This is a genomic window from Pseudomonas sp. Sample_9, from assembly GCF_004307535.1.
GTDB classification, from domain to species: domain Bacteria; phylum Pseudomonadota; class Gammaproteobacteria; order Pseudomonadales; family Pseudomonadaceae; genus Aquipseudomonas; species Aquipseudomonas mercuritolerans.
Window position 1 is genome coordinate 2,793 of the sequence record NZ_RAZO01000465.1, and the last position, 13,421, is coordinate 16,213.

Genomic DNA, 13,421 nt, shown 5'->3' on the forward strand with positions numbered 1-13,421 from the left:
GCGTCGACCTGATGAAACGCAAGCTGCATGATTTTCTCCCTGAATTGGTCGACCGAGCATGCAACGGCGGCCCGGATCAGTGCCAGTGACAGAAACGCAATTTTTTCTTCATACAGCCGGCGCGACTATTACGCCCGGCCGATATCGGCGAACTGCGCCTGGGTGTGCTGGGCCAGCACCGCAGGCGCCAGTTCCACTTCCAGTCCTCGCCGCCCGGCACTCACATAAATAGACGCAAACCCCTGAGCGGAATTGTCGATGAAGGTGCGCAGGCGTTTCTTCTGCCCGAGCGGGCTGATGCCGCCCAACAGGTAGCCGGTGGAGCGTTGCGCGGCGGCGGGATCAGCCATTTCGGCTTTTTTCACTCCGGCGGCGTGTGCCAGTCCCTTGAGGTCGAGCGTTCCGACGACCGGCACTACGGCCACCAGCAGTTCGCCTTTTTCACTGGCGGCCAGCAGGGTTTTGAACACTTGCGCCGGTGCGAGCCCGAGCTTCTCCGCCGCCTCCAGCCCGTAGGACGCGGCCTTCGGATCATGTTCGTAACTGTGCACGCGATGTTCGGCACGAACTTTTTTCAACAAGTCCAACGCTGGGGTCATGGCAGCTCCGGGTTCGGCAATCTTTGAAAAACCTGCGGCGGATTCTAGGTCATCGTTCGGCAAAAGGCTCTATTCCAAGCCGCGAATCCCGTGGCTTCGCGCTGCATTCAAGCTGATCGCCGCGCTGATCATTCATACGACGAATAGTTTTATTGTGACCGACGGTTCACTTTCGACCTTTGACAGGTTTGTTTCTTGTCTATATTTTTTCGAATCTGAATAATGTAAGAATCATGCTCCGCGCAGTACCCAGCAGTAACCCGGGAACCGAATGGGGATTCCGACCCGGTGAAGATCGCGCCCTGCTCCGTTGGCAAGGCGCTACACAAGAAAAAGAACCGAGGTTTTCAATGACAGCTGCTTTACCGCAACCATCGCTTTCCGGCCAATGCATGGCCGAATTCCTGGGCACTGCCCTTCTGATCTTCTTCGGCACCGGTTGTGTCGCCGCGCTCAAAGTCGCGGGCGCCAGCTTCGGCCTGTGGGAAATCAGCATCATCTGGGGCGTCGGCGTGAGCATGGCGATCTACCTCACCGCCGGGGTTTCCGGCGCGCACCTGAACCCGGCCGTGAGCATCGCTCTGGCAATCTTCGCTGATTTCGAAAAGCGCAAACTGCCGTTCTATATCCTTTCGCAAATCGCTGGTGCCTTCTGCGGCGCGTTGCTGGTGTACACGCTGTACAGCAATCTGTTCTTCGATTACGAACAAACCCACCAGATGGTTCGTGGCTCGGCTGCCAGCCTGGAATTAGCCTCGGTGTTCTCTACCTACCCGAACCCGGTGCTGTCGACGGCCCAGGCGTTTCTGGTCGAGATGATCATCACCGCGATCCTCATGGGCGTGATCATGGCCCTGACCGATGACAACAACGGCCTGCCACGCGGCCCGATGGCGCCGCTGCTGATCGGTCTGCTGATCGCCGTGATCGGCAGTGCGATGGGCCCGCTGACCGGTTTCGCGATGAACCCTGCGCGTGACTTCGGTCCGAAACTGATGACTTTCTTTACCGGTTGGGGTGAAATTTCCTTCACCGGTGGTCGTGATATTCCGTATTTCCTGATTCCGATTTTTGCACCGATTGTCGGTGCCTGCCTCGGCGCTGCCGGGTATCGCGGGCTGATTGCCCGTCACCTGACCGGCGCCACACCTGCTACAAAGGATGCAGAACCGGCCATTGACGGCAAACCAAGAACTTCTTGAAACAGTCGGCGCCGGCTCCTGCCAAACCGAGCCTGCGCCACGGCCCACTCTCCCTTATTTCGTCCAAGGCAATCGACATGACCGACATTCAGAACAAGAACTACATCATTGCCCTTGATCAGGGTACGACCAGCTCCCGCGCGATCATCTTCGACCGCGACGCGAACGTGGTATGCACTGCGCAGCGCGAATTCGTTCAGCATTACCCGCAAGCCGGTTGGGTCGAGCATGACCCGATGGAAATTTTCGCCACCCAGAGCGCGGTGATGGTTGAAGCGCTGGCCCAGGCCGGCCTGCATCATGACCAGGTCGCCGCGATCGGTATCACCAACCAGCGGGAAACCACCGTGGTCTGGGACAAGACCACTGGCCGCCCGGTGTATAACGCGATCGTCTGGCAGTGCCGCCGCAGCACCGAGATCTGCCAGCAGCTCAAGCGCGATGGTCACGAAGACTACATCCGTGACACCACCGGTCTGGTCACCGACCCGTACTTCTCCGGCACCAAACTGAAGTGGATCCTCGACAACGTCGAAGGCAGCCGCGAGCGTGCGCGCAACGGCGAGCTGCTGTTCGGCACCGTCGATAGCTGGCTGATCTGGAAATTCACCGGCGGCAAGGTGCACGTCACCGACTACACCAACGCCTCGCGCACCATGCTCTTCAACATTCACTCGCTGGAGTGGGATTCGAAGATGCTGGAGATCCTCGACATCCCCCGCGAGATGCTCCCGGAAGTCAAAGCCTCCTCGGAAATCTACGGTCGCACCAAGAGCGGCATCGCCATCGGCGGTATCGCCGGCGACCAGCAAGCGGCGCTGTTCGGCCAGATGTGCGTAGAGCCGGGCCAAGCGAAAAACACCTACGGCACCGGTTGCTTCCTGCTGATGAACACCGGCGACAAAGCGGTGAAATCCCAGCACGGCATGCTCACCACCATCGCTTGCGGCCCGCGCGGCGAAGTGGCTTATGCTCTGGAAGGCGCCGTGTTCAACGGCGGTTCGACCGTGCAATGGCTGCGCGATGAACTGAAAATCGTCAACGACGCCCACGACACCGAATACTTTGCCAACAAGGTCAAGGACAGCAACGGTGTGTATCTGGTGCCGGCGTTTACCGGTCTCGGCGCACCGTACTGGGACCCGTATGCCCGTGGCGCGCTGTTCGGCCTGACGCGCGGCGTACGCGTCGATCACATCATCCGCGCCGCGCTGGAATCGATCGCCTACCAGACCCGCGACGTACTCGACGCCATGCAACAGGACTCCGGCGAACGCCTCAAGGCCCTGCGTGTGGACGGCGGCGCGGTGGCGAACAACTTCCTCATGCAGTTCCAGGCCGACATCCTCGGCACTCAGGTGGAGCGCCCGCAAATGCGCGAAACTACCGCACTCGGCGCTGCCTATCTGGCCGGTCTGGCCTGCGGTTTCTGGGGCAGCCTGGAAGAACTGCGCGGCAAAGCAGTGATCGAGCGCGAGTTCGAACCGAGCCTGGACGAAACCGAGAAAGAGAAACTCTACAAAGGCTGGAAAAAAGCCGTCAGCCGCACCCGTGACTGGGCGCGTGAGGACGCCGAATAAGCCAACGTGCAGTTCCAGAAGGGTATCTAACTGGTAGGGAGCAGATTCCTGCGGCATCATGGGCAAATTTTGCTTGGCAGCCCAAAGGAAGCCCCATGAATCTGCCTCCCCGTCAGCAGCAAATCCTCGAGCTGGTCCGCGAACGCGGCTATGTGAGTATCGAGGAGATGGCCACGCTGTTCGTTGTCACCCCGCAAACCATCCGCCGCGACATCAATCAGCTCGCGGAAGCCAATCTGCTGCGTCGCTACCACGGTGGCGCCGCGTACGATTCCAGTGTCGAAAACACCGCGTATGCGATGCGCGCCGATCAGATGCGCGACGAAAAGCAACGCATCGGCGAAGCCATTGCCGCACAGATTCCCGATCACGCCTCGCTGTTCATCAATATCGGTACCACCACCGAATCGATCGCCCGCGCCCTGCTCAATCACAGTCACCTGAAGATCATCACCAACAACCTGCACGTCGCCTCGATGCTCAGCGCCAAGGATGATTTCGATGTGCTGCTGACCGGCGGCAACGTGCGCCGCGACGGCGGTGTGGTCGGCCAGGCGAGTGTGGACTTCATCAATCAGTTCAAGGTCGATTTCGCCTTGGTCGGGATCAGCGGGATCGATGAGGACGGCAGCCTGCTCGACTTCGACTATCAGGAAGTTCGCGTTTCCCAAGCGATCATTGCCAATGCGCGGCAGGTGATTCTGGCGGCGGACTCGAGCAAGTTCGGGCGTAACGCGATGATTCGACTGGGGCCGATCAGCCTGATCGATTGCCTGGTCACCGATCAGCAGCCGGTACCGGCGCTGGCGCAGTTGTTGAGTCAGCACAAAATTCGTCTGGAAGTCGTTTAACCCGCAAGATTAAAAGATCGCAGCCTTCGGCAGCTCCTACATCTGGAATGCATTCCTCCTGTAGGAGCTGCCGAAGGCTGCGATCTTTTGCTTTTAATGTTCGGATATTTTCCTTTCTCGGCCCTTCGATGAGTTTTTTCAATCGAACGCGACTGGCTGCGCGCGTGTTTATGGGCTACCATTTTCGCAAATGAACATTAATGTTCGATTTCCAAGACATAAAACCAAAAGAACCGAGGCCAGCCGATGTCCACCTCTACCTTGCGTACGCCCCCTCTCTCCGAGATCTATGACGTTGCCGTAATTGGCGGCGGGATCAATGGCGTGGGGATCGCAGCGGATGCCGCCGGTCGCGGTCTTTCGGTGTTCCTTTGCGAAAAAGATGACTTGGCCAGCCACACCTCGTCGGCCAGCAGCAAGCTGATCCACGGTGGCCTGCGCTATCTGGAGCATTACGAATTCCGTCTGGTGCGCGAAGCGCTGGCTGAGCGCGAAGTGCTGCTGGCGAAAGCGCCGCACATCGTCAAACCGATGCGTTTCGTCCTGCCGCACCGCCCGCACCTGCGTCCAGCGTGGATGATTCGTGCCGGCCTGTTCCTTTACGACAACCTTGGCAAGCGCGAAAAACTGCCGGGTTCTAAAAGCCTGAAGTTCGGCGCCGACAGCGCGCTGAAAAGCGAAATCAAGAAAGGCTTCGAATACTCCGACTGCTGGGTCGATGACGCCCGCCTCGTGGTCTTGAACGCCATGGCCGCCCGCGAAAAAGGCGCCCACGTGTACACTCAGACTCGCTGTGTCAGTGCCCGCCGCACCAAAGGTTTGTGGCATCTGCATCTGGAGCGCGCCGACGGCAGCGTGTTTTCGATCACCGCCAAAGCACTGGTGAACGCCGCCGGCCCATGGGTGGCCAAGTTCATCCGTGACGACCTGAAGATGGAATCGCCGTATGGCATCCGTCTGATCCAGGGCAGCCACATCATCGTGCCGAAACTGTATGAAGGCGAGCACGCGCACATTCTGCAAAACGAAGACCAGCGCATCGTTTTCACCATTCCGTATCTGAACCACTTCACCCTGATCGGCACTACCGACCGTGAGTACACCGGCGACCCGGCGAAAGTGGCGATCACCGAAGGCGAAACCGATTACGTGCTGAAAGTGGTCAACGCCCACTTCAAGAAGCAGCTGAGCCGCGAAGATATTGTGCACAGCTACTCGGGCGTTCGCCCGCTGTGCAACGACGAATCCGACAACCCGTCGGCAGTGACCCGCGATTACACCCTGGCGCTGTCGGGCAGTACCGAAGAAGCGCCGTTGCTGTCGGTGTTCGGTGGCAAGCTCACCACTTACCGCAAACTCGCCGAATCGGCGATGGCGCAGTTGATGCCGTTCTTCACCCAGATGCGCCCGAGCTGGACTGCCACCGCCACCCTGCCCGGCGGCGAAGACATGACCACGCCAGAGGCGCTGAGCGCGCGAATTCGTGACAAGTTCGATTTCGTCCCGACTGAAATCGCCCGACGCTGGGCCGTCACCTACGGCAGCCGCACCTGGCGCATGCTCGAAGGCGTGGAAAGCCTGGCCGACATGGGTGAGCACATCGGCGGCGGGCTCTACACCCGCGAAGTCGATTATTTGTGCAGCGAAGAATGGGCGACCACGGCGCACGACATCCTGTGGCGCCGTACCAAGCTAGGCTTGTTCACCACAGCGGAGGAGCAGCAGAAGCTCGCGACGTATCTGGGCAAGGTTGAGCAGAATCGGAAGATCGAGGCGGCTTGATCTCACCGTTCAAACGAAAGCCCCTGCATCGAGAGATTCAGGGGCTTTTTGTTATGTGGACTTTGTTGAACCTGATTGGGGCAGTAAGATCTTTTCCCCCTCACCCCAGCCCTCTCCCCCAAGGGATAGAGGGGGAAAGGGAGCCGATCTCCGTGGGTTCCAAAGTCCGAGGTCGACTCGGTATCTCACGTCGCCGTAACTCGACCATCCACCGCAGTCAGTCCCCTCTCCCTCCGGGAGAGGGTTAGGGTGAGGGGCTTTTGATCGTTCGGTTTTCCGAACGCGACTCCACAGTCGATTCGGTTAACCGGATCTCACCCTCAAAAAATTACCGCCATAAAACTTTAATAACGTTATAAAACAACTGGTTAACCGACTGTGACTGCTCTGGCACGACTCATGCTCTACACTCTCTCGACGAATGCCTGCTGTGCCGACACTTCAGGAGCCGTCAGGCATTCGAAGCACAAAAAGGGCCGACAAACTGGCTCCATAAAAAAAACAATGTCGAGGAAAATTTGATGCGCATCGTTCCCCATATCCTGGGCGCAGCCATTGCTGCCGCTCTGATCAGCACGCCAGTTTTCGCCGCCGAGCTCACCGGCACCCTGAAGAAGATCAAAGAGTCCGGTGTCATCACCCTGGGCCACCGTGACGCCTCCATTCCGTTCTCCTACATCGCTGATGCGTCCGGCAAGCCGGTTGGCTACTCGCACGATATCCAGCTGAAGATCGTCGAAGCGATCAAGAAAGACCTCGACCTGCCGAACCTGCAAGTCAAATACAACCTCGTCACCTCGCAGACCCGTATCCCGCTGGTGCAGAACGGCACCGTGGACGTCGAGTGCGGTTCGACCACCAACAACGTCGAGCGTCAGCAGCAGGTCGACTTCTCCGTCGGCATCTTCGAAATCGGTACCCGTCTGCTGTCCAAGAAAGACTCCAAGTACAAGGATTTCGACGATCTGAAAGGCAAGAACGTCGTAACCACCGCCGGCACCACCTCCGAGCGCATCCTCAAGGCGATGAACGCCGACAAGCAGATGGGCATGAACGTCATCTCCGCCAAAGACCACGGCGAGTCCTTCCAGATGCTGGAATCGGGCCGTGCCGTTGCGTTCATGATGGATGACGCGCTGCTGGCTGGCGAAGCCGCCAAAGCCAAGAAAGCCGCCGATTGGGAAGTGACCGGCACACCACAGTCGTACGAAATCTACGGCTGCATGATGCGCAAAGGTGACGAGCCGTTCAAAAAGGCTGTGGATGACGCGATCAAGGCCACCTACGCTTCGGGCGAAATCAACAAGATCTACGAGAAGTGGTTCATGCAGCCGATTCCGCCAAAAGGCCTGAACCTGAACTTCCCGATGAGCGACGAGCTCAAGACCCTGATCGCCAATCCGACCGACAAAGCGGCTGACGACAAGAAGTCCTGATTTTCTGACTAACCTTATCCCCTGAGGAGGCGCCTGCCTTTTCAGGGGATGGTCACTCCCTGCTGGCATTTTTCTGGAAACACTCGAACCGGTGGCTGTCGAGCCGATCGCGTGTGCCCGGTCTTTGAAAAAAGACTGGGGAGGGAACGGAGTTCCCCAGGCGGGCACTTGTACATCGATCGAATCGAGGGGAGACCCTAATGAATTACAACTGGGACTGGGGCGTGTTCTTCAAGTCCACCGGCGTGGGCAGCGAGACCTATCTCGACTGGTTCATCTCCGGTCTGGGCTGGACCATCGCCATCGCCGTCGTGGCGTGGATCATCGCCCTGCTGCTCGGCTCGCTGCTGGGCATCATGCGCACCGTGCCGAACCGCATCGTATCGGGCATTGCGACCTGCTACGTCGAGCTGTTCCGTAACGTGCCGCTGCTGGTGCAGCTGTTCATCTGGTACTTCCTGGTGCCCGATCTGCTGCCGCCGGATCTGCAGGAGTGGTACAAGCAGGACCTCAACCCGACCACCTCGGCCTACCTGAGCGTTGTCGTCTGCCTCGGTCTGTTCACCGCCGCCCGTGTCTGCGAGCAAGTGCGCACCGGTATCCAGGCGCTGCCTCGTGGCCAGGAATCCGCCGCCCGCGCGATGGGTTTCAAACTGCCGCAGATCTACTGGAACGTGCTGCTGCCCCAGGCCTACCGGATCATCATTCCGCCGCTCACCTCGGAATTTTTGAACGTGTTCAAGAACTCCTCCGTGGCGTCCCTGATCGGTTTGATGGAGTTGCTGGCGCAGACCAAACAGACCGCCGAGTTCTCGGCCAACCTGTTCGAAGCCTTCACCCTGGCAACCCTGATCTATTTCACCCTCAACATGAGCCTGATGCTGCTGATGCGCCTGGTCGAGAAGAAAGTCGCAGTGCCCGGCCTGATCTCCGTGGGGGGTAAATAATGGAATTCGATTTCAGTGGCATCGTCCCGGCCATTCCCGGTTTGTGGAACGGCATGGTGATGACCCTCAAGCTGATGGCCATGGGCGTGATCGGCGGGATGATTCTCGGCACGATCCTCGCGCTGTGCCGTCTGTCGCACAACAAGCTGCTGTCGAGCATTGCTGGCGCCTACGTCAACTATTTCCGCTCGATTCCGCTGCTGCTGGTGATCACCTGGTTCTACCTGGCGGTGCCGTTCGTGCTGCGCTGGATCACCGGCGAAGACACGCCGATCGGTGCGTTCACCTCGTGCGTCGTGGCATTCATGATGTTCGAAGCGGCGTACTTCTGCGAAATCGTCCGTGCCGGTGTGCAGTCGATTTCCAAGGGCCAGATGGGTGCCGCGCAAGCGCTGGGCATGAATTACGGGCAGATGATGCGCCTGATCATCCTGCCGCAGGCGTTCCGCAAGATGACCCCGCTGCTGCTGCAGCAGAGCATCATCCTGTTCCAGGACACCTCGCTGGTCTACACCGTGGGCCTGGTGGACTTCCTCAACGCCTCGCGCGCCAGCGGCGACATCATCGGCCGCTCCAATGAGTTCCTGATTTTCGCCGGTCTCGTGTACTTCATCATCAGCTTCGCCGCCTCGCGGTTGGTCAAGCGTCTGCAAAAAAGGTTCGCCGTATGATCTCTATCAAAAACATCAACAAGTGGTATGGGGACTTCCAGGTGCTGACTGATTGCAGCACCGAGGTCAAGAAAGGCGAAGTGATCGTGGTCTGCGGCCCGTCGGGTTCCGGCAAGTCGACGCTGATCAAGTGCGTCAACGCCCTGGAGCCGTTCCAGAAAGGTGACGTGGTGGTTGACGGCACGTCGATCGCCGACCCGAAAACCAACCTGCCGAAACTGCGTTCGCGCGTGGGCATGGTGTTCCAGCATTTCGAGCTGTTCCCGCACCTGACCATCACCGAAAACCTGACCATCGCGCAGATCAAGGTGCTCGGCCGCAGCAAGGAAGAGGCGACCAAAAAGGGTCTGCAACTGCTCGAGCGCGTAGGGTTGTCGGCGCACGCCCACAAGCATCCGGGGCAACTGTCCGGCGGTCAGCAACAGCGTGTGGCGATTGCCCGTGCGCTGGCGATGGACCCGATCGTCATGCTGTTCGACGAACCGACCTCGGCGCTCGACCCGGAAATGGTCAACGAAGTGCTCGACGTCATGGTGCAGCTGGCCCACGAAGGCATGACCATGATGTGCGTGACCCACGAAATGGGCTTCGCCCGTAAAGTGGCCGACCGGGTGATCTTCATGGACCAGGGCAAGATCATCGAAGACTGCCCGAAAGAGGAATTCTTCGGCGACATCAGCGCCCGCTCCGAACGCGCGCAGCACTTCCTCGAGAAAATCCTGCAGCACTAAAAAACCACGCAGAACCCTGTGGTGTGGCGAGCTTCTGTGGCGAGGGGATTTATCCCCGTTCGGCTGCGAAGCAGTCGTCGAACCGTTAAATCCGGTTTGACCATGAAATGCCGGGGCCGCTTCGCAGCCCAACGGGGATAAATCCCCTCGCCACAGGGTTCACCTCAAACCAATGGTGATGCACAACAAGTGTTGTGGTTGACCCAAGGCATCTGTGATGAAATGCGACCCCACTCTTTATCGCGCTGCAGAGCCATCACTTGCCGTGAAGCCCCGTCTGATCCGTCATCTGTTCCTGCCGCCACTGATCATCGCCCTGATGGTCGGACTGGGTTTCATCGGCTTCTGGACCAGTGAGCACTTCGGCATCCGCAGCCTCGGCGAGAACGGCCAGCGTCAGCTGGAACTGCACGCCCGCGCGGTCGAAAGCGAGATCAGCAAATACACCTACCTGCCCAGCCTGCTGGAACTCGAAACGAGTGTGCCGCAGTTGCTGGCCGACCCGACCCCGGAGCACCGGCAGACGGTCAACGATTACCTCGAAGGCCTGAACCGCCGTAGCCGCAGCCGGGCCATCTACGTGATGGACACCACCGGCCGGGTCATGGCCACCAGCAACTGGCGCGATGTCGACAGTTATCTGGGTGAAGACCTGTCCTTCCGCGCCTATTTCAAGGACGCCGTGCGCGGCCAGCCCGGGCGTTTCTATGGCATCGGCAGCACCAATGGCGAACCCGGTTATTACCTCGCCCATGGCCTCGAAGAGCACGGCAAGATCATCGGTGTCGCGGTGGTCAAGGTGCGTCTGGAAGCCATGGAAGAACGCTGGCAACGGGCGCGTCTGGAAGCCTTCGTCAGCGACGAGAACGGCATAATCATTCTCTCCAGCGATCCGGCGCGACGGCTGAAATCGGTGATCCCGCTCAGCGACGAGGTCAAGGAAAAACTCGCTCGCAGCCTGCAGTACTACTGGTTTCCACTCAACGAACTGCAACCGCTGGCCCGCGAGACACTGGCCGAAGGCGTGGAGAAACTGACCTTCCCGGCCAACAGCGAATTGCAGCCCGACGAAGACGACATCAGCTATCTGGCGCAAACCCGACTGCTGAGCGACACGCCGTGGAATTTCACCCTGCTCACGCCGTTGCAGGACCTGCGCCGCGAAGCGATCAACCAAGGCATTCTGGTGGCCGTTGCGTTTGCCCTGTTCGCCTTCCTGCTGATTGCCTGGAACGAGCGCCGCAAAGTCCTCGCCACCCGCCTCGCCGCCCGCGAAGCGTTGCAGGAAGCCAATAGCCAACTCGAACGTCGGATTACCGAACGCACCGCCGATCTGCGCGCCAGCAACGAACGCCTGAAGAGTCAGATCCGCGAGCGCCGCCAGGCCGAGGAGACTTTGCGCCGCGCTCAGGATGAACTGGTGCAGGCCGGCAAACTTGCGGCCATCGGCCAGATGTCGACCAGCATTGCCCATGAATTGAACCAGCCGCTGGCGGCGATGCGCACGCTGTCGGGCAACACCGTGCGCTTTCTCGAGCGCGGCCAGCTCGACGTCGCCAGCACCAACCTCAAGACCATCAACGATCTGATCGACCGCATGGGCCGAATCACCGCCAGCCTGCGTTCGTTTGCCCGGCGCGGCGACAACAAGGGTCAGGCCAGTCTCGGCAAAGCCGTCGACGCCGCGTTGCAAGTGCTCGGCGCGCGTGTGGAAAACACCGCGCTGCAGATTCACCGGCAGTTTGCCGATGTGCAGTTGCTGATCGATCAGACCCGTCTCGAACAGATTCTCGTCAACCTGATCGGCAACGCCCTCGACGCCATGCACGCGCAACCGCAGCCGCAACTGTGGCTGGAGGGTGAAGAATTCAACGGCAAGTATCGCTTGCGGGTGCGCGACAATGGCCACGGCATCGACGCCGAAGCGCGCAAGCATCTGTTCGAACCGTTCTTCACCACCAAACCCGGCGAGCAAGGCCTGGGCCTGGGCCTGACCCTGTCCGCCAGCCTCGCCGCCGCCACCGGCGGGCACCTGGGTGTTGAACACCCGGCCGGCGGTGGCACCACTTTCGTCCTCAGTTTACCGTTGGTAAGCCCTCTTTCTGCCGAGCCAATATGAACCCCGAACTCAGTGTGCTGATTGTCGAAGACGACCCCCATGTGCTGCTCGGCTGCCAACAGGCGTTGACCCTCGAGGACATCCCCTGCATCGGCGTCGGCAGTGCCGAAGAGGCGCTGGCGCAGGTCGGCGACAACTTTGCCGGCATCGTCATCAGCGACATCCGCCTGCCGGGCATCGATGGCCTGGAATTGCTCACCCGCCTCAAGCAGCGTGATCGCAGCCTGCCGGTGGTGCTGATCACCGGCCATGGCGACATTTCCATGGCCGTCGGCGCGATGCAGAAAGGCGCTTACGACTTCATGGAAAAACCGTTTTCGCCGGAGCGTCTGGTAGACGTCGCGCGACGGGCGCTGGAGCAACGCAGCCTCGCCCGTGAAGTGTCGTCGCTACGTCGGCAACTGGCCGAACGCGATTCGCTGGAGGGGCGGATTATTGGCCGCTCACCAGCGATGCAGAACCTGCGCGAACTGATTGCCAACGTCGCCGACACTTCGGCCAACGTCTTGATCGAAGGCGAGACCGGCACCGGCAAGGAACTGGTCGCCCGTTGCCTGCACGATTTCAGTCGGCGCCACAGCAAACAGTTCGTCGCGCTGAACTGCGGCGGCCTGCCGGAAAACCTCTTTGAAAGCGAGATCTTCGGCCACGAAGCCAATGCCTTCACCGGCGCCGGCAAACGCCGCATCGGCAAGATCGAGCACGCCGACGGCGGCACGCTGTTTCTCGACGAAGTGGAAAGCATGCCGCTGCCGTTGCAGATCAAGTTGCTGCGCGTATTGCAGGAACGCACCCTCGAACGTCTCGGCTCGAACCAGAGCGTGGCAGTGGATTGCCGGGTGATTGCGGCGACCAAATCCGACCTTGATGAGTCGAGCAAGGCCGGCGAGTTTCGCAGCGACTTGTACTACCGCCTCAACGTCGTGACCCTGGAACTGCCACCGCTGCGCGAACGCCGCGAAGACATCCTGCAACTGTTCGAACACTTCACCCAGCAATCGGCGCTGCGCTTCGATCGCGCGCTGCCGGAGCTGGACAACCAGACCCTGTCGAACCTGATGAGCCACGACTGGCCGGGCAACGTGCGCGAACTGCGCAACGTCGCCGAACGCTTCGCCCTCGGCCTGCCGGCCTTCAAGAAGTCCGGCGCCAGCGCCGGCCAGGGTCTGGCGTTTGCCGAAGCGGTGGAAGCCTTCGAGCGCAATCTGCTGGTCGACGCCTTGCAACGCAGCGGCGGCAACCTGACCCAGGCCAGCCAGGAACTGGGCATGGCCAAGACCACGCTGTTCGACAAAGTCAAAAAGTACGGGCTGAGCCACTGATGGATCTGATTCTCAAAGCCGCGATCGGCGCCGCAGTGGTGCTGATTCTCGCGGCACTGTCGAAGACCAGAAACTATTACATCGCCGGCCTGGTGCCGCTGTTCCCGACCTTTGCCCTGATCGCGCACTACATCGTCGGCAAGGGCCGTTCGGTCGACGATCTGAAGACCACGATCGTGTT

12 protein-coding genes are annotated in these 13,421 nt (G+C 59.9%); 11 read left to right on the forward strand and 1 reads right to left on the reverse strand.

Features of this window, described 5'->3' with window-relative positions; all coding sequences use genetic code 11:
* Positions 1 to 128: 128 nt before the first annotated feature.
* Positions 129 to 599, reverse strand: coding sequence for a Cys-tRNA(Pro) deacylase (gene ybaK, locus D6877_RS26550; RefSeq protein ID WP_130912627.1), 471 nt, complete (start codon positions 597 to 599; stop codon positions 129 to 131).
* Positions 600 to 949: 350 nt separating this feature from the next.
* Here ybaK and D6877_RS26555 point away from each other — a divergent pair, with 350 nt between their 5' ends.
* The 11 genes from D6877_RS26555 to D6877_RS26605 form a co-directional block, all read left to right on the forward strand.
* Positions 950 to 1,801 (forward strand): MIP/aquaporin family protein, encoded by an 852-nt coding sequence (locus tag D6877_RS26555; protein ID WP_016773396.1) that lies wholly within the window; start codon positions 950 to 952, stop codon positions 1,799 to 1,801.
* Between the two features lie 77 nt (positions 1,802 to 1,878).
* On the forward strand, positions 1,879 to 3,381 hold the full coding sequence (glpK, locus tag D6877_RS26560) for a glycerol kinase GlpK (RefSeq protein WP_024014162.1): 1,503 nt from the start codon (positions 1,879 to 1,881) through the stop codon (positions 3,379 to 3,381).
* Positions 3,382 to 3,476: 95 nt separating this feature from the next.
* Positions 3,477 to 4,232: a DeoR/GlpR family transcriptional regulator gene (locus tag D6877_RS26565; protein WP_007953179.1), complete on the forward strand. Its 756-nt coding sequence runs from the start codon at positions 3,477 to 3,479 to the stop codon at positions 4,230 to 4,232.
* 246 nt (positions 4,233 to 4,478) lie between these two features.
* Positions 4,479 to 6,014 carry a glycerol-3-phosphate dehydrogenase gene (gene glpD, locus D6877_RS26570; RefSeq protein WP_130912628.1) on the forward strand — a complete coding sequence of 512 codons (1,536 nt, stop codon included), beginning with the start codon at positions 4,479 to 4,481 and terminating at the stop codon, positions 6,012 to 6,014.
* Positions 6,015 to 6,535: 521 nt separating this feature from the next.
* The gene (locus tag D6877_RS26575) at positions 6,536 to 7,450 is read left to right on the forward strand and encodes a glutamate/aspartate ABC transporter substrate-binding protein (protein ID WP_095181779.1); all 915 of its coding nucleotides are present in this window, start codon (positions 6,536 to 6,538) and stop codon (positions 7,448 to 7,450) included.
* A 200-nt stretch (positions 7,451 to 7,650) separates the two neighbouring features.
* Complete coding sequence (locus tag D6877_RS26580; RefSeq protein WP_056790046.1) at positions 7,651 to 8,397, forward strand: amino acid ABC transporter permease; 747 nt, start codon at positions 7,651 to 7,653, stop codon at positions 8,395 to 8,397.
* A complete protein-coding gene (locus tag D6877_RS26585) occupies positions 8,397 to 9,068 on the forward strand; it encodes an ABC transporter permease subunit (RefSeq protein ID WP_016773391.1) in 672 nt (223 codons plus the stop codon). The genes D6877_RS26580 and D6877_RS26585 overlap by 1 nt, the downstream gene beginning before the upstream one ends.
* Positions 9,065 to 9,799 carry an amino acid ABC transporter ATP-binding protein gene (locus tag D6877_RS26590; protein WP_016773390.1) on the forward strand — a complete coding sequence of 245 codons (735 nt, stop codon included), beginning with the start codon at positions 9,065 to 9,067 and terminating at the stop codon, positions 9,797 to 9,799. Before D6877_RS26585 ends, D6877_RS26590 begins: the two co-directional genes overlap by 4 nt.
* 217 nt (positions 9,800 to 10,016) lie before the next feature.
* The gene (locus D6877_RS26595; RefSeq protein ID WP_056790048.1) at positions 10,017 to 11,918 is read left to right on the forward strand and encodes an ATP-binding protein; all 1,902 of its coding nucleotides are present in this window, start codon (positions 10,017 to 10,019) and stop codon (positions 11,916 to 11,918) included.
* Positions 11,915 to 13,240 (forward strand): sigma-54 dependent transcriptional regulator, encoded by a 1,326-nt coding sequence (locus D6877_RS26600; RefSeq protein WP_024014166.1) that lies wholly within the window; start codon positions 11,915 to 11,917, stop codon positions 13,238 to 13,240. Before D6877_RS26595 ends, D6877_RS26600 begins: the two co-directional genes overlap by 4 nt.
* 8 nt (positions 13,241 to 13,248) lie before the next feature.
* A partial coding sequence (locus D6877_RS26605) for a GlpM family protein (RefSeq protein WP_178083758.1) occupies positions 13,249 to 13,421 on the forward strand: 173 nt, incomplete at its 3' end.

Bases quoted from the DNA above. Each gene is read 5' to 3' on its own strand.
- ybaK (WP_130912627.1), bottom strand. From the start codon at position 599: ATGACCCCAGCGTTGGACTTGTTGAAAAAAGTTCGTGCCGAACATCGC.
- D6877_RS26555 (WP_016773396.1), top strand. From the start codon at position 950: ATGACAGCTGCTTTACCGCAACCATCGCTTTCCGGCCAATGCATGGCC.
- glpK (WP_024014162.1), top strand. From the start codon at position 1,879: ATGACCGACATTCAGAACAAGAACTACATCATTGCCCTTGATCAGGGT.
- D6877_RS26565 (WP_007953179.1), top strand. From the start codon at position 3,477: ATGAATCTGCCTCCCCGTCAGCAGCAAATCCTCGAGCTGGTCCGCGAA.
- glpD (WP_130912628.1), top strand. From the start codon at position 4,479: ATGTCCACCTCTACCTTGCGTACGCCCCCTCTCTCCGAGATCTATGAC.
- D6877_RS26575 (WP_095181779.1), top strand. From the start codon at position 6,536: ATGCGCATCGTTCCCCATATCCTGGGCGCAGCCATTGCTGCCGCTCTG.
- D6877_RS26580 (WP_056790046.1), top strand. From the start codon at position 7,651: ATGAATTACAACTGGGACTGGGGCGTGTTCTTCAAGTCCACCGGCGTG.
- D6877_RS26585 (WP_016773391.1), top strand. From the start codon at position 8,397: ATGGAATTCGATTTCAGTGGCATCGTCCCGGCCATTCCCGGTTTGTGG.
- D6877_RS26590 (WP_016773390.1), top strand. From the start codon at position 9,065: ATGATCTCTATCAAAAACATCAACAAGTGGTATGGGGACTTCCAGGTG.
- D6877_RS26595 (WP_056790048.1), top strand. From the start codon at position 10,017: ATGAAATGCGACCCCACTCTTTATCGCGCTGCAGAGCCATCACTTGCC.
- D6877_RS26600 (WP_024014166.1), top strand. From the start codon at position 11,915: ATGAACCCCGAACTCAGTGTGCTGATTGTCGAAGACGACCCCCATGTG.